Here is a 23,445-nt window from a genome sequence, read left to right as displayed (position 1 = left end):
TACCTAACCCTTCAGGCCCGAGGTGTTGATGCCCTCGACGAGCATGCGCTGGAAGGCCAGGAAGAACAGGAACACCGGTACGAGCGAGAGCACCGACATCGCGAACATCGGGCCGACCGAGACCTGGCCCGAGGAGTCGATGAAGGAGCGCAGCGCGACCGGCACCGTGTTCTTCGTGGTCTCCGAGACGTAGACCAGCTGGCGGAAGAAGTCGTTCCAGGTCCAGATGAACGAGAAGATCGCGGTCGTCACCAGGGCCGGTCTGGACAGGGGCAGGATGACGCTGCGGAACACGCCGAACGGGGAGCAGCCGTCGATCTTCGCGGCCTCGTCCAGCTCGCGGGGGATGCCGCGCATGAACTGGACCATGAGGAAGACGAAGAAGGCCTCGGTGGCCAGGAAGTGGGGGACCACCAGGGGCAGGTACGGGAACTCGCCGCCGACCAGGCCCAGCTGCTTGAACAGGATGAACTGGGGGACGATCAGGACGTGGCCGGGCAGCAGCAGGGTGCCGATCATGATGGCGAACCAGACGCGGCGGCCGCGGAAGCGCAGGCGGGCGAAGGCGTACGCGGCCAGGAGGCAGGAGGCGGCGTTGCCCACGACGACCAGCAGGGCCACGAGGGCGCTGTTGGCGAAGAACCGGCCGAAGGTGACCGAGGCGCTCTTGAAGTGCGTCCAGCCGTCCGGGTAGTTGGCCGGGGTCCAGCTGTCGGGCCAGATGGAGACGTTGCTGAGCACCTCCTCCTGGCTCTTGAACGAGCTGCCGACCATCCACAGCAGCGGGTACAGGATGATCAGCAGGATGGCGAGGATCGCGAGGTACCGCGGAATGGCTTTCATCGGTCGTCGCCTCCGTCGGAGTAGTGCACCCAGAAGCGGCCGGTGCTGAACAGCACGACCGTCAGCAGGCCGATCGCGGCGAGGAAGACCCAGGCCAGCGCCGAGGCGTAGCCCATCTCGTAGTCGGTGAAGCCCTTGATGTACAGGTAGAGCGTGTACATCAGGGTGGAGTCGACCGGTCCGCCGGTGCCGCCGGAGATGACGAACGCCGACGTGAAGCCCTGGAAGCCGTGGATGGTCTCCAGCACCAGGTTGAAGAAGATGACCGGCGACATCATGGGCATCGTGACCGAGCGGAACTTGCGCCAGGCCCCGGCGCCGTCGACCGCGGCCGCCTCGTAGAGCTCGACGGGGACCTGCTTGAGGCCGGCCAGGAAGATGACCATCGGCGCGCCGAACTGCCAGACGGCCAGCAGGATCAGCGTGCCGAGGGCCCAGTCGGGGTCGTTGACCCAGCCCTCGCCGTGGATGCCGAACAGGGCCAGCAGGCGGTTGAACGAGCCGTCGCGGTTGAACATCGAGTACCACACGAAGCCCAGCGCCACGCTGCCGCCGAGCAGCGAGGGCAGGTAGAACAGGCCGCGGAAGAACCCGACGCCGCGCATCTCGCGGTTGAGCAGCAGGGCCACGCCGAACGCGGCGGCCAGCTTGAGCGGGACCGCGATGACGCCGAACAGCACCGTCACCGTGACCGCGTGCCAGAAGGCCGGGTCCTCGGTGAACATCCGCGTGTAGTTGTCGAAGCCCACGAAGTGCAGCTCCGACCAGTCCGACAGGATGTCGTAGTCGGTGAAGCTCAGCAGCAGCGAGCCCAGCATCGGCAGGAGCGTGAACGCCCCGAAGCCGAGCAGCCAGGGGGAGAGGAAGACGTAGCCGGCCCGGCCCTCGCGGCGGACCCCCCGCCCGGATCCCGATGGGACCCGGGCGGAGTGTCGCGGCGGTGTCCGTTCCGTGGTCGTGACAGCCACTGGAAGGATTTCCCTACTTGGAGATGGCCGTCTTCACGGCGGCGACGAACGCGTCGGCGGCTTGCTGGGAGGACGCCTTGCCGGACTGCACCGACTCCGCGGCCTTGATCAGCTCCGAGCGCAGGGTGCTGTGGCCCTTGAGCGGGACCTGCGGCGAGGGGCCGAAGGTCTTGCCGAGCGTGTTCTCCACGTCGATCGAGGTCTTCATCGACTTGTCGGTCACGCTGCCCTCGACCGCGGTGCGCACGTCGAGGTTGGAGGGCAGGCCGCGGTCGGTGCCGAGGACCTTGCCGGCCTCCGGGTCGTTGGCCAGGAAGTTGATGACGTCGACGGCGACGTCCTTCTTGGAGCTGCCGCGGTACACCGAGAAGTACATCGACGCGCGCGCCCACTGCGCCTTCGGGTCGCCGGGGTAGGCGATCACGCCGAGCTCGTCCTTGGTGTTCTTCTGCAGCTCGGGCAGCTGGTTGACCCACACCCAGGAGGTAAGGGCTTTCCCGGTGACCACGAGCTGCTTGGTGATGTCGGTGGCGTTGCCCTCCCGGATCACGTCGGCGGTCGGCGTCGCCTTGTTGTCGCGGGCGCCCTTCCACAGGTCGAACCAGGCCTGCACGTCCTGCGCGGTGAAGCCCAGTTCCTTGCCCTTGTACAGGTCCTTGCCCTGCTGGCGCAGCCAGACCCAGAAGGCCTTGTAGTCGGCGCTCGGGTCCTGCGTGCCGGCGGTCTTGGTCGCCGCGCCGGCCGCCTGGGCCCACGTGATGAACTGCTCCCACGACATGCCGGTGGTCGGCAGCGGCTGGGAGGCGGCCTGCAGCTTGGTCTTGTTGTACACCAGGCCCTGCGTGTTCTCGCCGAACGCGACGCCGGCGAGCTTGCCGTCGACCTCGCCGTACTTCCACAGGCTCTCGGGGAACTTCGACGTGTCCAGCTTGCCGGACTTCTGGTAGGTGCTCAGGTCCAGCGTGACGTTCCGCGACGCGTACTCGGTCAGGTAGTTGTCGTCGATCTGGAAGATGTCGGGCGCCGCGTTGCCGGCCGTGAGCGTGGCCAGCTTGTCGAAGTAGCCCTGGTTGGCCTGCCACGTCGTCTTGAACGTGACGTTGGGGTGCTTGGCCGTGTACAGCTTCAGCGCGTCCTCGGTGAGCTTGGCGCGGGCGTCGCCGCCCCACCAGAAGAAGCTCAGCTCGACCGGTTCGGTGGAGTCCGCCGAGGGCGATGAGCCGGCGTCGTCACCGCAGGCGGCGAGGGGCACGAGCAGAGCGGCCGCGGCGGCGATCGCGAGCAGCCGTCGGCGAGGGGTTCCGGACATGGAAGTTTCACTCCTAGGCATTGAGCGCCGTGGCGAACAACGGATTGGCCGAACGCGCGAATGGGGTTCAGACCGGAGCGGGGCCGGTCGAGTCGCGGACGACCAGTTGGGTCTGGAGCGTGACGAGTGCGGTGGAGCGGTGGTCTTCGTCGTGGTGCAGCAACATGTCCACGGCCGCCCGGCCGGCGGCCGCGGTGGGGGTCGCCACGGTGGTGAGCTTCGGGCGCACGATCCGGCTGAGCATGATGTCGTCGATGCCGATGACGCTGAGCTCCTCCGGCACCTTCACATCGCGGTCGTGCAGGGCCTCGAGCAGGCCGATCGCCATGAGGTCGTTGTAGGCCAGCACGGCGGTCGCCCCGGTGGCCAGCAGCGCCGCGCAGGCGGCGGAGCCCGCCGCCTCCGTGGGCTGGAAGGGCCCCAGGACCGTGAGCGTGGCGCCCGCGACCCGGGCCGCGGCGGTGGCGGAGCGGCGGATCTCCCGGTTGGTCCACGAGCCGCGCGGCCCGCCCAGCAGGGCGATGTCGCGGTGGCCGAGGCCCACCAGGTGTTCGACCGCGGTCCGGGCGCCGCTGGCGACGTCCATCACGACCGCGGGGAGCCCCTCGACGGGCCGGTTGACCACGACCAGGGGCACCTCCTTGCGGAGCTTCTCGATCAGGTCGTTGCTCATGCGCGGGCTGCACAGCAGCACGCCGTCGACCTGCTTGGCGAGGGCGTGGACGAGTTGCTCCTCGACCACGGGGTCCTCGTTGGTGTCGGCGACGAAGAGGTGGTAGTCGCGCTGGCGCGACTGGGATTCGGCGGCCTTGATGAGCGGGGGGAAGAACGGGTTGGCGATGTCCGCGACGATCAGGCCGATGTTGTGCGTCCGGCCGGTGATCAGGGCGCGGGCGGCCCGGTTGGGCCGGTAGCCGAGGCTCTCCGCGGTTGACAGCACCCGGCTGCGCGTGTCGGGGTTGACCAGGTGGGGCGCCGAGAACGTGCGCGACACGGTGGAGACATGGACGCCGGAGGCGCGGGCGACATCTCGGATCGTGGCGGGCACGTGGGGTCCTCTCGGATGAGCGAGACGGTGACCTGGGTCACCGCGGTGGTGCCAATTATGCAAACGTTTGCTCCCGTGTCAACGCCCCTCGATGCGATCTAGAGCGCGGTATTGACCGGAGCGAGCGGTCTTGCGCATAGTTTGCTGCAAACCTTTGCAGTCCTTCGCCGTTGGGGGTTCCTTGAAAACCCGCTATGCGATCGTCGGCACCGGGTCCCGCGCCGCCATGTTCGTCCGGGCGCTCACCGAGGAGCACCCCGACACCTGCGCGCTCGTCGCGCTGGCCGACCCGAACCCGGTCCGCATCGCCGTGCACAACGACCGGCTTCCCGCGCCGGTGCCCGCCTACCCCGCCACCGAGTTCGTGCAGATGCTGGCCCGCGAGCGGGTCGACGTGGTCGTCGTGTGCACCGTGGACCGCTACCACGACGAGTACATCGTCGCCGCCCTCGAGGCCGGCTGCGACGTGCTCACCGAGAAGCCGATGACCGTCGACGCGCAGCGCAGCGCGCGCATCCTCGACGCCGTGCGGCGCACCGGCCGCCGGGTCCGGGTGACGTTCAACTACCGCTACAACCCGCTGCACGAGGCGGTCAAGCGCGTCCTCGCGGCGGGCGAGATCGGCGAGGTCGGGTCGGTGCACTTCGAGTGGCTGCTCGACGTGCGCCACGGCGCCGACTACTTCCGCCGCTGGCACCGCGACAAGGCCGACTCCGGCGGGCTGCTCGTGCACAAGGCCGGGCACCACTTCGACCTGGTCAACTGGTGGCTGGACGACGACCCGGCGTCCGTGTTCGCCGACGGCCGGCTCTTCTTCTACGGTACCGACGGTGCCGGTCACGGAGCCGGCAAGTTCGCCATCGACATGGGCGACCCCGACCTCGACGCGCTCTACGGCGACGCCGCCGTGCGGGAGGACGGCTACCGGCGGGACCAGGACGTCTTCGCGCCCGGCGTGACCATCGAGGACGATCTCGCCGTGCTCGTGCGCTACGCTCGCGGTGCGACCCTGACGTATCACCTGACGGCCTACGCGCCCTGGGAGGGGTACCGCATCGCCTTCAACGGCAGCCGGGGACGGCTCGAACTCGACGTGACCGAGACCGACCACGTCTCGGTGGCGGCGGCCGACTCGCTCAAGGGTCACCGCGAGCCCGGCACCGCGAGCCTGCGTCTGCGCCCGTTCTTCGGCCCCCCGGTGGAGCTGCCCGTCGAGGGCTACCGCCGCGCGGGCCACGGCGGGGCCGACGCGCGGATGCTCGCCCAGCTGCTCGACCCCGACGCCCCCGCAGACCCCCTGGGCCGCTCCGCCGACGCCGGGGCCGGCGCGCGTGCGCTGCTGGTCGGACTGGCGGCCAACCAGTCCATCCTGACCGGCCGGCCCGTCCGCACCGCCGACATCACCGCCGACATCGAGGCTGGAACCGCTCATGCATGAAGACCAGTTGCTGCCCGCCGAGCCCGGGGTGCGCGCCATCGCCCGCGAGCTCTACCGGCACGCCAAGGACCTGCCCCTGATCAGCCCGCACGGCCACGTCGACCCGGCCATCCTGGCCGACGACAAGCCGTTCCCGGACCCGGCCCGGCTCATCGTGGTGCCGGACCACTACGTCACGCGGATGCTGGCCAGCCAGGGCATTCCCCCCGCCGCGCTCGGCGTCCCGGCGCTGGACGGCACCCCGGTGGAGACCGACGGGCGGACCATCTGGCGGCTGCTGGCCGCGAACTGGCACCTGTTCCGCGGTACGCCGTCGCGGCTGTGGACCGAGGGCGTGCTGTCCTCGGTGTTCGGGGTGGACGCGCCGCTGAACGCGGGCACCGCCGACGACGTCTACGACGCGATCGCCGCCCGGCTGGCCGACCCCGAGTTCCGGCCCCGCGCGCTGTTCGAGCGCTTCAACCTCGAGTCCCTCGCCACCACCGAGTCGCCGCTGTCCGACCTGGGCGCGCACGCCAAGCTCGCGGCCGACGGCTGGGGCGGCCCGGGCGGGCGGGTCATCACCACGTTCCGCCCCGACGACCTCGTCGACCCCGACTGGCCGGGCTGGGCCGAGCGGGTCGAGCAGCTCGGCGCGGGCACGTTCGGCGAGTTCCTCGACCGGCTGCGGGAGCGGCGCCGGGCCTTCATCGCGGCCGGCGCCACCTCCAGCGACCACGGCCACCCGAGCGCGGCCACCCTGGCCCTGCCCGCGGACGAGGCCGCCGCCCTGTTCGACCGGGCCCTGCGCGGGCGCGCCGAGGCCGGCGACGCCGAGCGGTTCCGGGCCCACATGCTGGTCGAGTTCGCCCGCATGTCGGTCGAGGACGGCCTCGTGATGCAGCTGCACCCCGGCGCCGTGCGCAACCACAACGCGGCGCTGTTCGCGCGGCACGGGCGCGACGTCGGCGGCGACATCCCCGGCCCGACCGAATACGTGCGCTCGCTCAAGCCCCTGCTGGACGCGTTCGGTACGGATCCCCGGTTCCGCATCGTGCTGTACACCCTGGACGAAACCGTCTTCACGCGGGAGCTGGCGCCGCTCGCGGGCGGATATCCCGCCGTGTTCCTCGGCGCGCCCTGGTGGTTCCTGGACAGCCCCGAGGGCCTGCGCCGCTTCCGGGAGACCGTCACCGAGACGGCCGGCTTCTCCAACACCTCCGGCTTCGTGGACGACACCCGCGCGTTCTGCTCCATCCCGGTCCGCCACGACGTGGCCCGCCGCGTCGACGCGGGGTTCCTGGCCCGGCTCGTGGCCGAGCACCGCCTGCCGCTCGACGAGGCCGCCGAGACCATCGCCGACCTCGCCTACCACCTGCCGAAGCGCGTCTTCCAGCGCACCGTCCACACTGGAGATTCCGCGTGACCGTCATCACCGGTCTGACCGTCCACGACGTGCGGTTCCCGACCGCCGCGGCCGGGGACGGCTCGGACGCCATCAACCGCGGCGACTACTCCGCCACGTATGTCGTGCTCGAAACTTCCACGGGTCAGCAGGGCTTCGGCCTCACCTTCACCAACGGCCGGGGCAACGAGATCACCTGCGCCGCCGTCGAGGCCCTGCGGCACCACGTGGTCGGGCACGAGGTCGAGGAGCTGTGCACCGCCGCCGGCGCCCGCACCCTCACGGCCGACGTGCAGGTGCGCTGGCTCGGCCCGGAGAAGGGCGTCGTGGCCATGGCGGCCGGGGCGATCCTCAACGCCGTCTGGGACCTGCGGGCGCGGCTGGCCGGCAAGCCCATGTGGCGCCTGCTGGCCGAGCTGCCGACCGCCGACCTGGTCGCCGCGGTCGACTTCAACCACATCACCGACGCCCTCACCCCGGACGAGGCCTCGGCGATTCTCGATCAAGGCCTGCAGGGGTACCGCGAGCGCCTCGAACAGGCCACGCAGCTCGGATTCCCGTCGTACACCACGTCGGTGGGCTGGCTCGGCTACGACGACGAGAAGGTCCGCGCCCTCACCCGCCAGGCGGTCAAGGACGGCTGGACCGCGGTCAAGATGAAGGTCGGCGGCCCGATCGACGACGACGTGCGCCGGGCGGGGATCATCCGGTCCGAGCTCGGCCCCGGCGCGCTGCTCATGATGGACGCGAACCAGGTGTGGGACGTCGACGAGGCGATCGCCAACATGGAGCGGCTGGTCGCCTTCGACCCGTACTGGATCGAGGAACCCACCCACGCCGACGACGTCCTCGGCCACGCCGCGATCCAGCGGGCCCTCGGCGCGCGGTGCAAGGTCGCCACCGGGGAGGTCGCGGCCAACCGGGTCATCTTCAAGCAGCTGCTGCAGGCCGGCGCGATCGGCATCATGCAGGTCGACGCGTGCCGGGTGGCCGGCGTCGGCGAGGTGCTGGCCGAGCTGCTGCTGGCGGCGAAGTTCGGGGTCACCGTCTGCCCGCACGCGGGCGGGGTGGGGCTGTGCGAGTACGTGCAGCACCTGTCCTTCTTCGACTACCTGCGGGTCGGGCGGTCGATGGACGGGCGGATGGTGGAGTACGTGGACCACCTGCACGAGCACTTCACCGACCCGGTGCGCGTCGAGGGCGGCCGCTACCGGCTGCCCGACAAGCCCGGCTACAGCGTGGAGCTGCGCCCCGAGTCCGTCGCGCGGTTCGGCTTCCCGGGAGGTCCGGTATGGAGCGCCTGAGCCGGGCCACCGCCGGTGACGTGCCCAAGGCGCCGGGCACCGGGATCGTGCACCTCGGGCTGGGCGCGTTCCACCGGGCCCACCAGGCGGTGTTCACCGCGGACGCGATCGCCGCGGGCGGCGGGGACTGGGGCATCGCCGCGGTCGCCCCGCGCTCCCGGTCCGTGCTCGACCCGCTGCTGGAGCAGGACCTGCTGTACAGCGTGCTGACCCTCGACGGCGAGCGGGTCACGCCGCGCGTGCTGGGGGTACACAGTCAGGCCCTGCACGCGGCGAGCGAACCCGACGCGGTCGAACGCCTGCTCGCCGACCCCGCCGTGCGGATCGTCACGCTGACCGTGACGGAGAAGGCGTACCGGCCCGGCTCGGCCGTCCTCGACCTGCTGGTCCGCGGCCTGCGGGCCCGGGCGGGCGCCCCGATCGCGCTGGTGAGCTGCGACAACCTGCCCAGCAACGGCCGCCGGCTGCGTGAGCTCGTGGTGGCCGAGCTCGGTCCGTCCATCGTGGACTCGACCGGGTTCCCGAGCACCATGGTGGACCGCATCGTGCCCGCCAGCACCGAGGCCACCTACGCCACCGCGCGGGAGGTGCTCGGCCTGGAGGACCGGGCCACCGTCGGCGCGGAGCCGTTCCACGCGTGGGTGCTCGAGGACGACTTCCCGGGCGGGCGGCCCGCGTGGGACCGGGCCGGCGCGATCATCACCGGCGACGTGGGCCCGTGGGAGGGGCTGAAGCTGCGGGTGGTGCTCGGGGTGCACTCGGCGCTGGCGTACCTCGGCGCGCTCGCCGGTGCGCCCACGGTCGACCGGGCCCTCGCCCTGCCGGGCATGCGCGACGCCGTGGAGCGGTTCATCGCCACCGACATCGCGCCGACGCTGTCCCCGCCGGACGGCGTCACGGTCGAGGAGTTCGGCCGCGGCGCCCTCGCGCGCTTCGCCAACTCCGCGCTGCGCCACCGGACGCTGCAGATCGCCATGGACGGCTCGCAGAAGCTCCCGCAGCGGCTGCTGGGCACCATCGCGGACCGGCGGGCGGCGGGGAGCATGCCACGGTACGCCACCCTCGTCCTCGCCGCCTGGATGCGCTTCGTGCGCGGCGTGGCCGACGACGGCACCGCGCTGCCGCTCGACGACCCCATGGCCGAGCGCCTGCGCGAGACCGGCGACCTGCTCGCGCTCGACGCGGTGTTCCCGCCCGCCTTCGCCGACGACACCGAGCTGCGCGCGCAGCTGGACGCGTGGGGCCGCGACCTGGACCGGCACGGGGTTCTCGGGGTGTTGGAGGGGCTGCGGTGACCACCACGGTCGCGCTCATCGGGGCGGCCGGGCACGGGGCGTGGCACCTGCGCGCCATCGACGCGCTCGGTCCGCGGGTCCGGCTCGTCGCCACCTGCGACGTGCAGCCCGGCTACGACTACACCGACCACCGCCGGATGCTCGCCGAGCGCAAGCCCGAGGTCGTCGTGGTGTGCACCCCGCCGCACACCCACCTGCCGATCGCCCTCGACGCCCTCGACGCCGGGGCTGACCTGCTGCTCGAGAAGCCGCCGGTGCTGTCGCTGGCCGACCACCGCACCCTCGCCGAGGCCTCCCGCGGCCGGGTGGTGCAGGTCGGCTTCCAGGCCCTCGGCTCGCCGACCCTGCCGATGCTGCCCGACCGGGTCGGCGCGGTCACGTCGGCCGCGGTCGCCGGGGCCTGGTGGCGGCCCGACGCCTACTGGACCCGCTCGCCGTGGGCCGGGCGCCGCGGCCGCGACGGGGCGCTCGTGAACGCCTTCGCGCACGCCCTCATGCAGGCCCTCGCCATCACCGGCATCAGTCCACCGTGGACGGTGAGCCTCGACCGGTACCGCACCCGCCCCGCCGTCGAGGTCGAGGACACGGCCACGGTGCGCCTGCGCGTCCCCGACGGCCGCGAACTGTTCGTCGCCGTCACCCTGTGCTCCGGCGAGTTCGTGCCCGGCGACATCACGGTGACCGGCACCGCGGGCACGGCCGAGGTCGGCTACACCGAGGACCGCCTCGACGGGGAGGTGCTGCCCGGCCGGATCGGGCTGCTGGAGAACCTGCTCGACCACCGCGAGCACGACGCTCCGCTGCTCGTGCCGCTGGAGCGCACCGAGCCGTTCACCGCCCTGGCCGAGGCGATCCTGACCGCGGGGGAGCCGGCGCTGGTCGACCCCGCCCGCCTCAAGCCCCGCGAGGACGGCGCCGAGATTCCGGGCGCCGCCGCGCTCGTCCGCCGCGCCGCCGCCGAGCGCGCCCACTTCCGCGAGATCGGAGCCTTCCAATGAGGAAACTTTCGCTGGCCGACCTGCCCGACGGCGGCACCCCGGCCACCCTCGCCGCGATCGGCGCGGGCTGGGGACCGGTGCAGCGCGGCGGGATCAGCCGCTACGACGCCCCCGGGCACCGCACCCACCCCGAGTCCGACGTGCACGTGCACGACGTACCGGAGATCTTCACCATCGTGCAGGGCGCCGGCGTGCTGGAGCTCAACGGCGTGGCCGGCACCAGGTTCACCGCGGGCGACATCCTCATCATCGAGCCCGGCGAGAACCACCACCTCGTCAGCGACGGCGCGGTGCCGCTCGTCTTCACCTGGATGCACCTGTCCCCGGTGGCCGCGTAGCGGTATTTCGTTCGCGGCCGCACCGCGGGCCGACCTACGCTCGGGGCATGAGGCCCGTGCAGGACGTCGTGTCCCGGATCCGGTACGACGCCTCGCTCGACGCCGCCCGCTTCTCCGTCGGCTACGAGGACCGGGGCGCCGGCATCCGGGAGACGCCGCTGCTCGTGTTCGTCGGCGGGGGCGACGTGCCCTGGCATCGCGTGCGGTACGTGAAGGCCGGCACCACCACCGTCTGGGACCGCACCGCCCGCGTGGACCTGGTCTTCGGCCCCGGCGCCGCCGACCTCGCCGCGCTCAGCGCCGCGGCCGCCGCCCCGCCGGCCAAGGCCCCGAGGCGCGCCGTCGCCTCGTTCGACGCGGCCGAGTGCCTGCGCTTCGATCCGGTGCTCGCGCGGTGGGTCCCGGCCGGTGCCGCGGCGCCCGTGCACGCCGACGCGGTGCAGGTGGCCACGTTCAACGTGCTCTCCGACGCCTACGACCGGGAGCTGACGTACCCGCGGCTGCGGGTGCCGGCCTGCGTCGACCTGCTCGAGGGCCTCGGCGCCGACGTCGTCGCGCTGCACGAGGTCACCCACGAGCTGTGGACGGCCCTGCTCGCCGCGCCGTGGGTGCGGGCGCGGTACTGCGTCTCGGCCGGTCCCGACGCCGAGATCGGGTACGGCACGACGCTGCTCTCCCAGTGGCCGCTGGCGCTGGAGGTGCGGCGGCTTTCGGCGTACAAACGGCTGGTCCTCGGCGTGGTCGACCTCAACGGCCGCCCGACGGGCTTCGTCGCCGCCCACCTCACCAGCGACCACACCGAGGGCGCCGAGCAGCGCCGCGAGCACCAGCTGCGGGTCATCGCCGAGCGCCTGGGCCGGGGCGACCTCGACGCCGCCGTCGTCCTCACCGACCTCAATGCCGGCGACGAGGCCGCCCCGGCGGTTCCCGGCTACGTCGACGCCTGGCGCGCCGTGCACCCGCACGACGCCGGCTTCACCTTCGACCCGGCCGTGAATCCCTTGGCCGCGATCGCCTCCCGCACCGGCCGCGCCGCCCGCCTCGACCGCATCCTCGTGCGCGGCTCGCTCACCCCCGTCGTCGCGGAACGCTTTGCCGACCAGCCCTTCGCCGGCGACCGGTACGTCTCCGACCACTTCGGCGTCACCGCGCTGCTGCAACCGTCCCAGCCGGCCATCGACGCGGCGGCGGTGCACACCTCGGCGCTGATCGTGCGCCCGCCGGAGCATGTGTGGCCACGGATCCAGGCGGTGCGGGCGGCGGAGGATCCGGCGTACCGCCGCTGGATGCCCCACATCAATGTGCTCTACGGCTTCGTCCCGGAGGCCGGCTTCCCGGCGGCGGCCAAGGTGGTGGCGGCCGTCGTGGCCGGCACGGGCCCGATCCACGTCCGCCTGTCCGAGCTGCGCCGCTTCGAGCACCGCGGCTCGACCACGGTCTGGGCGTTCCCCGCCACGACGCCCCCGGATGCGCTGCAAACGCTGCAGCGCGCGCTGGCATCACGATTTCCCGGTTGTACCTCCAGTGCTTCGTACACGCCGCACCTGACCGTCGCGAAACTCACCGGCCCGGCCGCCCAGTCCCGCTTCGATGCGCTCCGACGCGACTGGGTGCCGCTCGAGTTCACGGTGACCGCCGTCGACCTCATCAGCCGCCGTTCGGACGAGCCGTTCGCGGTCCGGGAATCGGTACCCCTCGCCACGGGCCACGACACCGCCCGCCGCCTGGTGGAGGAGGCCGCGCTCGCGGTCCGCCCCGGCTCGCGGCTGCACGTGATCGGCTCGGTCCGCCTGGGCATCGCGACCGCCTCGACGGACCTGGACCTGGTCTGGGCCACGCGGGCACCGATGGTCGGCGACCCGTTGGCTGCGCTGGCCGCGGTCCTGCCGGGCGCCCGCCTGGCCGGCACCGTCGTCCCCGTGCTGCGGGCGGTGGTCGCGGGCGTCCACGTCGACGTCCAGCACGTGCCGACGGGCGACGTCGACCGGTTGACCCCGGTCCCCGACGGCGCCGGGCAGCGGGCGGCCCTGGCCGTCCATGACGCCGACGCCCTGCTGGAGGGCCTGGATGCGGCGGCGTTCCGTGCGCTGCTGACCCAGGTCCGCCGCTGGTCCCGCGAGCACGAACTGGACGGCGCGGCGTGGGGCCTGGTCGGCGGCTTCACCTGGGCCGTCCTGGTCGCCGAGGCCATGCGCCACCACGTTTCGGACCTCGACGGCTTCCTGCGGCACTGCGCCGGCCATCCGCGGCGGCCGCGCTCGGGGGACCGGCACGCCTACTGGCCGGTGTACTCGCCGACCCCGCCGGGCGTGAACACCACGCGGACCATGACCCGCTCGACGGCCGACCTGGTGAAGGCGGCGCTGACCGGCGCGCTGCCGGAGCCGTGGAGCCACGACGAGCTGATCACCCTGCCGGACGACGAGGACCTCGACGGCCGCGTGCTGGGCATGATCCTCGCGCTGGAGGACGAAGGCCGGACGGTCCGCCCGTACCCGCGCCGCCGCCGGCTCGGCGTCGACGGATAGCGCCGCAACCGCACGGTGTCACCGGCGCTGGCAAGGACCCGCCCGCCGGGCGAGAACGCCAGCGCGAACACGGCCCCGGAGTGCCCGGCGAGCGGCTGCGGTTCCAGACCATCGGCGGCAGTTTGACGCACGCGGTGGGTGTCGACCGGCGTCTATGCTGAGCGGCATGTCGAATCCTGGGGCCGCCGCCGTGACTGTGCTGTTGTGGGCCCTCGGGTGCGTTTCGCTCTATCTCGTGGTCCGGGCGGCCGTGCGCGCCGGGATCGAGGACGCCTGGAAGCGGCGCGAGCAGCGCGAGGACGCCAAGTCGTAAATCCGCGCCGGGCTCGTGCCGGTGGGGTGGCCGCTTGACCGATGCATACGCGGTATGCATACTCCGTATGTATGTCGATCAGGCACGGGTTGCTTGCGCTTCTGGAGCGTGGGCCCATGCACGGGTATCAGCTGCGCAGTGAGTTCGAGGAGTCGACGGGGGGGACCTGGCCGCTCAACATCGGTCAGGTCTACACGACCTTGGCTCGGCTGGAGCGGGACGAGTTCGTGCGGGCCCTCGAAGAGCACGAGGGGCAGCGGCCGTACGAGCTCACCGAGCGCGGGCGCGGCGAGGTCAGGGCCTGGTTCGCCACGCCCGTCGCGAGCAAGGATCGGCCGCGGGACGAGCTGGCGGTCAAGCTGGCGCTCGCCATCACCACGCCCGGCGTCGACGTGCCGGGCGTGGTGCAGGCGCAGCGGACGGCGACCATGCGGGCGATGCAGGAGTACACGCGGATGAAGCGCGGGGCCGAGCGGCCCGAGGATCTGCCCTGGCGGCTCGTGCTGGAGGCGCTCGTGTTCCAGGCCGAGGCGGAACTGCGGTGGCTCGACCACTGCGAGGCCAGCCTCGTCGTGCGGGCGCCCAGGGCGGTCGGCGCGGCACCGGCAGTACACCTGGAGGCCCTTGATGAGCGTGCTTGAGCTCTTCGACGTGTGCCGGACGCACGGGCACGGGGAGACGGCGGTCCACGCGCTGCGCGGGGTGTCGCTCGCGGTCGGCGCCGGGGAGCTGGTGGCCGTGATGGGGCCGTCGGGGTCGGGGAAGTCGACACTGCTGAACCTGGCCGGCGGGCTCGACCGGCCCGACGCGGGCGGGGTGGCGGTCGAGGGGCGGCGGCTGGAGGGGATGCGCCGGCGGGAGCTGGCGGCGCTGCGGCGGCGGTCCATCGGGTACGTCTTCCAGGACCTCAACCTCCTGCCCGCCCTCACCGCGGCGGAGAACGTGGCGCTCCCGCTCGAACTCGACGGGACCTCGCCGCGGCGGGCCCGGCGGACCGCCCTGGCGGCGCTCGCCGACGTCGAGCTCGCCGAGTGCGCGGCTCGGTTCCCGGACGAGCTGTCCGGCGGGCAGCAGCAGCGGGTCGCGATCGCGCGGGCGCTCGTCGGGCAGCGGCGGCTGATCCTGGCCGACGAGCCGACCGGAGCGCTGGACTCGGTGACCGGCGAGGCGGTGCTGCGGCTGATGCGGTCCAAGGTGGACGGTGGCGCGGCCGGGGTGCTCGTCACGCACGAGTCGCGGCACGCCGCCTGGGCCGACCGGGTCGTGTTCCTGCGCGACGGGCGGATCGTCGACGCGTCCGGGCCGCTCGCCCAGGCCGAGGAGCTGCTGCCGGGGGCGGCGTCGTGATCGCGCTGCGGATCGCGCGGCGGGAGGCGGCGCGGGCCAAGGGGCGGGCGGCGCTCATCGTCGGGCTCGTCATGCTGCCGGTGCTGGCGCTGTCGTTCGTCGCCGTGGTGCTGGACCAGTTCACGCTCACCAAGGCCGAGCAGGCCGACCGCGAGCTCGGCCGGTTCGACGCGACCGTGCGCTGGGTCGTCGACGGGCCGGTGCGGCAGGACCGCTCCGGGATGCTGTACGAGCCCGAGCACCCCGACGCCCGCTACCGCTTCGACGCGCCGGCCGCCGACACCGAGCGGGCGCTGCTCGCCGCCCTCCCGCCGGGCAGCACCCTGGTGCACGCCGACGAGGAGCGCGGGGTCGCGGTGAGCACGCCGGCCGGGCGCGGCGGCATGCCCGCGTACCTGCTCGACCTGGCCGACCCCCGGTTCGCCGGGCACATCGACCTGCTGCGCGGCCGCGCGCCCGCCAAGGACTCCGAGGCCGCCCTGGACGCCGCGGCCATGCGCCGGCTCGGCACCGGGCTCGGCGGCACGTTCACGCTGCCCGACGACAAGCGCACGTTCACCGTCGTCGGCGAGTTCGAGCGGCCCGACAACCTGAGCGGGGGCATGGTGCTGCGGCCCGGCACCCTCCCGGCGTCCCCGGGCACCTGGTACGTCGACACCCCCGAACCCCTCGGCTGGGACCAGGTCCGGCGGCTCAACGAGCGGGGCATCACCGCCGGCTCGCGGGCCGTGCTGATCGGCGACGACCTCCAGGAGGGGATGCTCGCCCCCGCGCGGCCGGCCTCGAACCGCCTCAACCTCGCCGTGCTCGCCGTCGGGATGGCCGTCCTGGAAGTGGTACTCCTCGCCGGCCCCGCCTTCGCCGTCGGCGCCCGCCGCCGGCGCCGCGAGCTCGGGCTCGTCGCCGCGAGTGGCGGTACCCCCGGCCACCTGCGCCGGATCGTGCTCGCCGACGGTCTCGTGCTCGGGGTCGCCGCCGCGGTCGCCGGCACGGTGCTCGGCATCGGCGCCGCCCTGGCCGCGCGGCCGCTCGTGGCCCAGTACCTGCTGCACGCCCGCCCCGGCGGCCTGCGCGTCCCGCCGGGGGAGCTGCTCGGCGTGGCGCTGCTGGCCGTGCTCACCGGCGTCTTCGCCGCGCTCGCCCCCGCGGTCACGGCCGGGCGCACCGACGTCCTCACCGCGCTCACCGGCCGCCGCCCGCGGGCCCGCGCCGGTCGCCGGCTCGCCGCCGCCGGGCTCGCGGGCGTGGCGCTCGGGGCCGCCGTCGTCGCCTGGGGCATCGCCGGCTCGGCCGCCACGACCGTGCTCGCCGGGCTGGTCGTGGCCGAGCTCGGCCTGGTGCTGTCCACGCCCGCGGTCCTCGGCGCGCTGGCCCGGCTCGGCGGCGGCCTGCCGCTCGCGGCCCGGATCGCGGTCCGCGACGCCGCGCGCAACCGGGCCGCCGCCTCGCCCGCCGTCTCCGCGGTGATGGCCGCCGTCATCGGCAGCACGGCCATCGCGACGTACCAGGCGAGCACCGAGGCCCGGATGGACGCGATGTACGGCACGGCGCTGCCGATCGGGTACGCCGCCGTCGTGCAGTCCCCGCCGGGCAAGGACGGCCGGCCGGAGCCGCTGCCGACCGACCGGCTGCGCGAGGCGCTCGGCCCGCTGCCGGTCACCACGGTGACCGAGGTCCGCGCGGTGGCGTGCAAGGAGCAGGGCAACTGCGACCTGCAGCCGGTGCGGCCGGAGGAGAACCGCTGCCCGTACCGGATCGGCGAGCTGACCCCGGCCCAGCAGCGCGCCGCGGCCGCCGACCCGCGCTGCGCCGACACCGCCTACGTCTTCGCCGGCACCACCGGCCCCGTCCACATCGTCGACGACGGCGCCGCCCTGGGCCCCATCGGCGGCCTGAGCGGCGACGACCTCGAGCGGGCGCGGGCGGTCCTGGCGGCCGGCGGCGTCGTGGTCGGCGACCCGCTGAAGGTGTACCGCGGGCAGGCCACCCTCGTCACCCCGCAGTCCACCGGCGAGCCGCTGCGGGTCCCCGGCTACTACGCCCCGACCGCCCACTCGCGCGAGTTCTACGCCATCTCCCCGCAGGCGGTCGCCAAGGCCGGCCTCGGCAGCGCGGTCATCGGCGTCGTGGCCGCCACGAGCCGCCGCCCGACGACCGCGGAGTCCGACGCGTTCGAGCAGCGCCTGGCGGGCCTCGGCCACGGGTACGGCGGCGAGATCGTCAAGCCCCGCACCCGGACCCCGGTCCTCGTGGTCCTCCTGTTCGCCCTGGCCGCGGCGGTGGTCGCCCTGGGCGCGGCCGGCATCGCGACGGGCCTGTCCGCCGTGGACAGCCGGGCCGACCACGCGACGCTGGGCGCGGTGGGCGCCTCGCCGGGCGTACGCCGCCGCCTCGCCCTGAGCCGCGCCGGCCTGATCGCCGGCCTGGGCGCGGTCCTGGGCGTGGCGGGCGGCCTGGGCGCGGGGGCGGCGGTGCTGTCCGCCCTGAACCGGGCGAGCGTCACCACCTGGCCGTCGGAGCCGGCGGCGCCGTTCACCCTGCCCTGGTCGAGCCTCGCCGTCGTACTGGTGGCGGTGCCGCTGATCGCGATGGCCGCGGGCTGGCTGCTGACCCGCTCCCGGCTCCCCGTGGAGCGGCGCCTCTGAGCGCTCACCACTATTGGGTGACTCGCAGTATCACCCCCGGCGCGTTGGAGTTAATCCGAACGTGCACGGTTGTGCGGGCTAATCTGCGAGTCGGCGCTGGTCAAGAGCGCGCTCTCCCGCAACTGTCGTGACCGCGTCGCCACTTTGCGTTGACGCGATATGGGGACGATTGGTCTGATACCCCGTCCGAAGTTGCTTTCTGTGACGATTGGGGTATCGACACGTGCGGCTGTACAGATTACTCATCGGCGCCGTTCTCGCGGCCGTCGTTTCGACGTTGCTGCCCGGCGTCACGGCCTACGCGGTCGGTGCGAACCTCATCGGCAATCCCTCCGCGGAGACCGCCGCCGGCTCGGGGCCGGCGAGCTGGACCTTCGACAAGTGGGGCACCAACCAGACCACGTCGAGCTGGCAGAACACCGGCAAGGACGGCCAGCGCAGCCTCGCCATCACGATGACGTCGCGCTCGTCCGGCGACGCCAAGTGGATGGCGGCGCCGGTGACGGTCAAGCCGAGCACGAAGTACGTCGTCTCCGACTGGTACATCGGCTCGGTCGCCACGTCGCTCGAGGTCGTCTACACCAACGCGGCCGGCAAGCAGACGTTCGTGTGGCTCGCCGACGCCCCGGTCTCGACCGCGTGGAAGCAGCTCTCGATCGAGTTCACCACGCCCGCCGACGCGGTGAAGGCGTCCGTGTACCACGTGTTGGCCAAGAAGGGCAGCCTGCAGACCGACCTGTACTTCATGGCGGAGTCCGGCGCGTCCGACCCGACCCCGACGCCGGCCTCGGTCAAGCTGACCGCCCCGGCCGAGGGCGCCACCGTCTCCGGCACCCAGCAGCTCACCGCCACCGCCAGCGCCGACGTCGTCGGGGTCAAGTTCGCGGTGGACGGCGTCGACGTGGGCGCCGAGGACACCGCGGCCCCGTTCGCGGCGAGCTGGGACACCAAGCAGGCGACGAAGGGCGTGCACACCGTCACCGCGACGGCCCGCACCGCGTCCAGCGCGACCGCGGCCACGTCGAAGGTGACCGTGACGGTCGACAACACCACGACCACGCCGCCGCCGACGACGCCGGGCAACCTCATCGCCAACCCGTCGGTCGAGACCGCGAACGGCAGCGCGCCGTCGGGCTGGGAGAGCTCGACGTGGGGCACGAACACGACGGCGTTCACGTACCTGAGCTCGGGCGCGCACACCGGCAGCCGGGCGGTGAAGACGCAGATCACGAAGTACACCAGCGGCGACTCGAAGTGGAGCCCGGCCGCGGTGGGCGTCACGCCGGGCAAGACCTACCAGTACTCCAACTGGTACCAGTCCAACGTGGACAGTGAGATCGACGTCGAGGTCACCATGGCCGACGGCTCCGAGCAGTACGCGTACCTCGCCGCCGCCCCCGCCTCCTCGGCCTGGGCGAAGGTCAGCGGGCAGTACACCGTGCCGGTGGGCGCCACCAAGATCACCGTGTTCCAGGTGCTGGCCAAGGTCGGCTGGGTCACCAGTGACGACTTCAGCCTCGCCGAGTACACCCCGGCCCAGCTCAACCGGGCGCTGGTCAGCCTCACGTTCGACGACGGCTGGCGCTCGCAGTACACCGCGGGCGTGCCGCTGCTGGACAAGTACCAGACGCCGTCGACGTTCTACCTGCTCACCAGCACCATCACGTACCCGGACTACATGACCAAGGCGCAGATGGGCGACCTGGTCAACCACCGCGCCGAGATCGCCTCGCACACGGTCACCCACCCGCACCTGCCGCAGCTCAGCGCGGCCAAGGTGGACGCCGAGCTCAAGAACAGCCAGGCGGACCTCAAGGCGTGGTACGGCCCGGGCGTGGCCAAGAACTTCGCCACGCCGTTCGGCGAGTACAACGCGACGGTGCTCACGACGAGCAAGAAGTACTACCGCTCGCACCGCTCCACCGACGAGGGGTACAACACCAAGGACAGCACCGACGTGAACAACATCAAGGTGCAGAACATCCTCAACACCACCACGCCGGCCCAGGTGGGGCTCTGGATCGACCAGGCCGTCCGGGACAAGTCGTGGCTGGTGCTCGTCTACCACGAGGTGGACGCCTCGGCCGAGGACCCGACCTACGCCGTCACGCCCGCGAACCTGGAGAAGGAGCTGCAGCTGATCCAGACCAAGGGCATCAAGGCGCTGACCGTCGACCAGGCCCTGGACGAGGTGGTCCCGCAGCTGGCATAGCATGGCGCTCGTGGGGTGGATCGCAAACGGCCTGTGGGGGCTCATCGCCGCCAGGGATCCCGCGGTCCACCCCAGGACGCGTCTCGGCCGGGCGCTGCCGCTCATCGGTGCCGTCGCCGGCATGCTGGCCGGGCTGCTCGCGTTCGTCTACTACAAGGGCAACGTCAGCGAGCCGGCCTCCCGGCACTGGTTCCAGATCATCTTCTGCTCGGTACTCATCGGCGCGCCGGTCTCGCTGGTCGCCACCCGCCCGCTGCTGGCCTGGCGGATCGCCTGGGTCTCGGCCATCTACACGACCCTGGTGCTGCACATCGACCAGGGCACGCCGTGGCCGTTCCAGCCGGTGCAGATCCTGAGCTTCCCGCTCATCCTCGCCGTCGTCGCCATCCGGCACCGGCGGGCGATCCTGATCTGGGTCGGCGTCAGCGCCGCCCTGCTCGTCATCGCCTACGTCAACCCCGACAACGTCGCCCCGCTGCTGCTGCTCGTCCTGGCCATCCTGGTCATCGGCGACCAGATCCGCCGCCGCCGCGAGGTCCAGCACGAGCTCGCCGAGGAGGCCGAGCGCACCGAGCTGGCGCAGGCCCGCCGGGCGATCGCCGAGGAGCGCAACCGGATCGCCCGCGAGATGCACGACATCGTCGCCCACCACATGTCGCTCATCGCGGTGCGGGCCGAGACGGCGGTCTACCGCATCGAGGGCGTTCCCCCGGCCGTCGCCGAAGAGCTTCAGGCCATCGCCGGTACCTCACGTGAGGCCCTCACCGAGATGCGCCGCCTGCTGGGCGTCCTGCGCGACGACTCCGTGCCGCTCACCGAGCCCCAGCCGGCCCTGGACGAGCTGGCCGGGCTGGTCGCCGAGGCGCGCGGGGCCGGGGTCCGGGTCGAGTACTCGCCCGCCGAGGGCATCGAGGTCCCGCCCGGCGTGGGGCTGGCCGCGTACCGCATCGTGCAGGAGGCGCTGTCCAACGCCCGCCGGCACGCGGCCGGCGCGCCCGTCGCCATCGTCATCTTCCGCGACAAGGCGGAGCTGCGGGTCTTCGTGCGCAACGAGCCGGCCGGGACCCCGCCGCCCGCCGAGGGCAAGGGCGGCCACGGCCTGATGGGCATGCAGGAGCGCGCGGCCGCGATCGGCGGCACCCTGCGGGCCGGGCCCGCGGCCGACGGCGGCTACGAGGTCGTCGCGACACTGCCCCTGGGGGACGCATGATCAAGATCCTGATCGTCGACGACCAGGCGATGGTCCGCCAGGGCTTCGCCGCGCTGCTGGCCGCCCAGCCCGACTTCACCGTCGTCGGCGACGCCTCCGACGGCGAGCAGGGCGTCGCCCTGGCCCGCGAGCGCGCCCCCGACGTGGTCCTCATGGACATCCGCATGCCGGTCCTCGACGGGCTGCAGGCCACCCGGCGCCTGCTCGACGTCGGCCCCGGCCTGCACCGGCCCCGGGTCCTCATGCTCACCACGTTCGACCTCGACGACTACGTCTTCGAGGCGCTGCGCGCGGGCGCGTCGGGCTTCCTGCTCAAGGACGCCCCGGCGGCCGAGCTCGTCAACGCCGTGCGGGTGGTCGCGGCCGGCGACGGGCTGCTCGCCCCGTCGGTGACCCGCAAGCTCATCGAGGAGTTCGCCACCCGGCCCCGGGTCGCCAGCCGCCCGCCGGCCAAGCTGCGCGAGCTCACCCCGCGCGAGGTCGAGGTGCTGCGGCTGATCGCCCGCGGCCGGTCCAACGCCGAGATCGCCGAGACGCTCGTGGTGGCCGAGCAGACCGTCAAGACCCACGTGAGCCGCGTGCTGCAGAAGCTCGACCTGCGCGACCGGGCCCAGGCCGTGGTCTTCGCCTACGAGGCCGGCGTGGTCACGGCGGGGGAGTAGTACCCCGGTAGCACGGGTGCGTGGCTCCGCGGAGGGACGCCCGGCTCACGGGTGCCGTCCTACCTTCGCGCCATGTACTCCGTGGACACGATCATCCAGTGGTACCGCGAGCACGCCGCCGACCTGCGCGCCGCCCGTGAGCAGCAGCGCGAACTGCTCGCCCAGCGGGACATGCACCCCAAGCTCGACGACATCGAGGCGGAGATCGCCTACCTCACCGTCCGGGCGCTGCGCCCGCACACGGTGATCGAGATCGGCTCGTACCACGGATGGTCGACCTCGTGGCTGCTGCGGGCGCTGCGCGACAACGGCGACGGGGTGCTGCACACCTTCGACCGCGTCGACCACGCGCGGCGCACCCTGCCCGAGGAGCTGACCCGGACCCGCTGGCGCTTCGTGCACGGCGACGTGCGCGCCGCCGAGCTCCCCGACGACCCCGGCTTCGTCCTCGTCGACGCCCTGCACACCGCCGGATTCGCCCGCTGGTACACCGCCTTCGTCCTCGACCGCCTCAAGCCCGGCGTCGCCGTGGCCGTGCACGACATCTACCACGGCCGCCGGCCCTGGCCCAACAGCGAGGGTTCGGTCCTGCTGGGCTGGCTGCGGGAGCGGCGGATCGCGCACCTGACCGCGTCCCGGCACGGCGACCCCGACCTGCACGACCATCTGGCCGGCGTGAAGCGGCGCCTGCACCTCTCGGCCCCGGTGCACAGCGGCCGGCACGATCCGATGGCGTTCTTCAGTACCGTGGAGGGATCGGAGAACGGCTCCCCGGTATGACGATCCGGGGCCGGTCGCGTTCATAGCTTGCCTGGCATGCGAACGCTGCTGATGCTTCCGGTCGTCGCCGCCGCCCTCACCGTCTTCGGCCCCACCCGCACCCCGGCCGTCCCGGCCCCGCTGCCGATCCAGGACGTCCGCCTCGCCGACGGGCGGGCGCTGGAGATCGTGGGCGACCTGGGCGCCGCGCGCACCGTCGTGGTCCTGGTGCCCGGCGTCGACACGACGGCGGCGAACTTCGACCGCGGCCTCGGCGGCGTGCAGCGGCGGGCCCCGGCCTGGCAGGCGCACCAGCTCGCCGACGCGGTCGCCGCGCGGGGCGGGACGGGCGTGGCGGTGGTGGCGTGGCTCGGGTACCACCCGCCGCACGGCGTGGGGCTCGACGCCGCCCGCGAGGACCTGGCCTCGGCCGGCGCGGCGGCACTGCGCGAGTTCGTGGCGCGCCTGCCGGGGGAGCGGATCGTCGTCGTCGGGCACAGCTACGGCTCGACGGTGATGGGGCTGGCCGCGCACGGGCTCGACCCGCGGGTCACCGACCTCGTCGCGCTGGGCAGCCCCGGCATGGGGGTCGCGCGGGCGGCGGACCTGCACACCGCCGCGCACGTGTGGGCCGGCACCGCCGCGAACGACTGGACCCGCCGCATCCCGGGCCTGCGGCTGGTTGGAGCGGGCCACGGGGCGCATCCTTACGACCCGGCGTTCGGGGCTTCGTCGGTACCGGTGGCCGGCGTCGACGGGCACGACGGGTACTTCGCGTCCGGTACCGCGAGCCTCGGCTTCCTGAGCGAGATCGTGCTCGGGGCCGCGGATCAGCGCTTGTAGC

The 23,445-nt window shown here is 73.1% G+C and carries 20 protein-coding genes; 16 read left to right on the top strand and 4 right to left on the bottom strand.

Annotated elements, in window-relative coordinates; all coding sequences use genetic code 11:
- Nucleotides 1-3 precede the first annotated feature (3 nt).
- The 4 genes from ACQPZ4_RS38465 to ACQPZ4_RS38450 all read right to left on the bottom strand — a co-directional run bounded on the left by ACQPZ4_RS38465 (nt 4) and on the right by ACQPZ4_RS38450 (nt 4,168).
- Nucleotides 4-843 (bottom strand): carbohydrate ABC transporter permease, encoded by an 840-nt coding sequence (locus tag ACQPZ4_RS38465; RefSeq protein ID WP_433047354.1) that lies wholly within the window; start codon nt 841-843, stop codon nt 4-6.
- Nucleotides 840-1,811, bottom strand: coding sequence for a carbohydrate ABC transporter permease (locus ACQPZ4_RS38460; RefSeq protein WP_433047351.1), 972 nt, complete (start codon nt 1,809-1,811; stop codon nt 840-842). The genes ACQPZ4_RS38465 and ACQPZ4_RS38460 overlap by 4 nt, the downstream gene beginning before the upstream one ends.
- 13 nt (nt 1,812-1,824) lie before the next feature.
- The gene (locus ACQPZ4_RS38455) at nt 1,825-3,120 is read right to left on the bottom strand and encodes an ABC transporter substrate-binding protein (RefSeq protein WP_433047348.1); all 1,296 of its coding nucleotides are present in this window, start codon (nt 3,118-3,120) and stop codon (nt 1,825-1,827) included.
- Between the two features lie 67 nt (nt 3,121-3,187).
- Complete coding sequence (locus ACQPZ4_RS38450; protein ID WP_433047345.1) at nt 3,188-4,168, bottom strand: LacI family DNA-binding transcriptional regulator; 981 nt, start codon at nt 4,166-4,168, stop codon at nt 3,188-3,190.
- A 226-nt stretch (nt 4,169-4,394) separates the two neighbouring features.
- Here ACQPZ4_RS38450 and ACQPZ4_RS38445 point away from each other — a divergent pair, with 226 nt between their 5' ends.
- The 16 genes from ACQPZ4_RS38445 to ACQPZ4_RS38370 all read left to right on the top strand — a co-directional run bounded on the left by ACQPZ4_RS38445 (nt 4,395) and on the right by ACQPZ4_RS38370 (nt 23,444).
- On the top strand, nt 4,395-5,606 hold the full coding sequence (locus tag ACQPZ4_RS38445) for a Gfo/Idh/MocA family protein (protein ID WP_433066820.1): 1,212 nt from the start codon (nt 4,395-4,397) through the stop codon (nt 5,604-5,606).
- Nucleotides 5,599-7,011, top strand: coding sequence for a glucuronate isomerase (gene uxaC, locus ACQPZ4_RS38440; protein WP_433047342.1), 1,413 nt, complete (start codon nt 5,599-5,601; stop codon nt 7,009-7,011). The genes ACQPZ4_RS38445 and uxaC overlap by 8 nt, the downstream gene beginning before the upstream one ends.
- The gene (locus ACQPZ4_RS38435; RefSeq protein ID WP_433047340.1) at nt 7,008-8,294 is read left to right on the top strand and encodes an enolase C-terminal domain-like protein; all 1,287 of its coding nucleotides are present in this window, start codon (nt 7,008-7,010) and stop codon (nt 8,292-8,294) included. Before uxaC ends, ACQPZ4_RS38435 begins: the two co-directional genes overlap by 4 nt.
- Nucleotides 8,282-9,589, top strand: a complete 1,308-nt coding sequence (locus tag ACQPZ4_RS38430; protein ID WP_433047338.1) for a mannitol dehydrogenase family protein — start codon at nt 8,282-8,284, stop codon at nt 9,587-9,589. The genes ACQPZ4_RS38435 and ACQPZ4_RS38430 overlap by 13 nt, the downstream gene beginning before the upstream one ends.
- Nucleotides 9,586-10,587 (top strand): Gfo/Idh/MocA family protein, encoded by a 1,002-nt coding sequence (locus ACQPZ4_RS38425; RefSeq protein ID WP_433047336.1) that lies wholly within the window; start codon nt 9,586-9,588, stop codon nt 10,585-10,587. Before ACQPZ4_RS38430 ends, ACQPZ4_RS38425 begins: the two co-directional genes overlap by 4 nt.
- The gene (locus tag ACQPZ4_RS38420) at nt 10,584-10,925 is read left to right on the top strand and encodes a cupin domain-containing protein (RefSeq protein WP_433047332.1); all 342 of its coding nucleotides are present in this window, start codon (nt 10,584-10,586) and stop codon (nt 10,923-10,925) included. Before ACQPZ4_RS38425 ends, ACQPZ4_RS38420 begins: the two co-directional genes overlap by 4 nt.
- Before the next feature lie 47 nt (nt 10,926-10,972).
- Complete coding sequence (locus ACQPZ4_RS38415) at nt 10,973-13,453, top strand: RNA repair domain-containing protein (RefSeq protein ID WP_433047329.1); 2,481 nt, start codon at nt 10,973-10,975, stop codon at nt 13,451-13,453.
- Nucleotides 13,454-13,619: 166 nt separating this feature from the next.
- Nucleotides 13,620-13,766: a hypothetical protein gene (locus tag ACQPZ4_RS38410; RefSeq protein WP_433047326.1), complete on the top strand. Its 147-nt coding sequence runs from the start codon at nt 13,620-13,622 to the stop codon at nt 13,764-13,766.
- A gap of 71 nt (nt 13,767-13,837) precedes the next feature.
- A complete protein-coding gene (locus tag ACQPZ4_RS38405) occupies nt 13,838-14,407 on the top strand; it encodes a PadR family transcriptional regulator (protein WP_433047323.1) in 570 nt (189 codons plus the stop codon).
- Nucleotides 14,394-15,113 (top strand): ABC transporter ATP-binding protein, encoded by a 720-nt coding sequence (locus ACQPZ4_RS38400; RefSeq protein WP_433047320.1) that lies wholly within the window; start codon nt 14,394-14,396, stop codon nt 15,111-15,113. The genes ACQPZ4_RS38405 and ACQPZ4_RS38400 overlap by 14 nt, the downstream gene beginning before the upstream one ends.
- Nucleotides 15,110-17,758: an ABC transporter permease gene (locus ACQPZ4_RS38395; RefSeq protein WP_433047317.1), complete on the top strand. Its 2,649-nt coding sequence runs from the start codon at nt 15,110-15,112 to the stop codon at nt 17,756-17,758. Before ACQPZ4_RS38400 ends, ACQPZ4_RS38395 begins: the two co-directional genes overlap by 4 nt.
- Nucleotides 17,759-17,981: 223 nt before the next feature.
- On the top strand, nt 17,982-19,970 hold the full coding sequence (locus tag ACQPZ4_RS38390; protein ID WP_433047314.1) for a polysaccharide deacetylase family protein: 1,989 nt from the start codon (nt 17,982-17,984) through the stop codon (nt 19,968-19,970).
- A 10-nt stretch (nt 19,971-19,980) separates the two neighbouring features.
- Nucleotides 19,981-21,180 carry a sensor histidine kinase gene (locus tag ACQPZ4_RS38385; protein WP_433047311.1) on the top strand — a complete coding sequence of 400 codons (1,200 nt, stop codon included), beginning with the start codon at nt 19,981-19,983 and terminating at the stop codon, nt 21,178-21,180.
- Nucleotides 21,177-21,842, top strand: coding sequence for a response regulator (locus ACQPZ4_RS38380; RefSeq protein WP_433047308.1), 666 nt, complete (start codon nt 21,177-21,179; stop codon nt 21,840-21,842). Before ACQPZ4_RS38385 ends, ACQPZ4_RS38380 begins: the two co-directional genes overlap by 4 nt.
- A 72-nt stretch (nt 21,843-21,914) precedes the next feature.
- Nucleotides 21,915-22,622, top strand: coding sequence for a class I SAM-dependent methyltransferase (locus ACQPZ4_RS38375; protein WP_433047305.1), 708 nt, complete (start codon nt 21,915-21,917; stop codon nt 22,620-22,622).
- A 36-nt stretch (nt 22,623-22,658) separates the two neighbouring features.
- The gene (locus tag ACQPZ4_RS38370; protein ID WP_433047302.1) at nt 22,659-23,444 is read left to right on the top strand and encodes an alpha/beta hydrolase; all 786 of its coding nucleotides are present in this window, start codon (nt 22,659-22,661) and stop codon (nt 23,442-23,444) included.
- Nucleotide 23,445 lies beyond the last annotated feature (1 nt).

It is taken from the genome of Dactylosporangium sp. CS-033363, assembly GCF_050942475.1.
GTDB lineage: Bacteria > Actinomycetota > Actinomycetes > Mycobacteriales > Micromonosporaceae > Dactylosporangium.
Note: the sequence above shows the minus strand (reverse complement) of the source record. Positions and strands in the feature narration are given on the sequence as shown.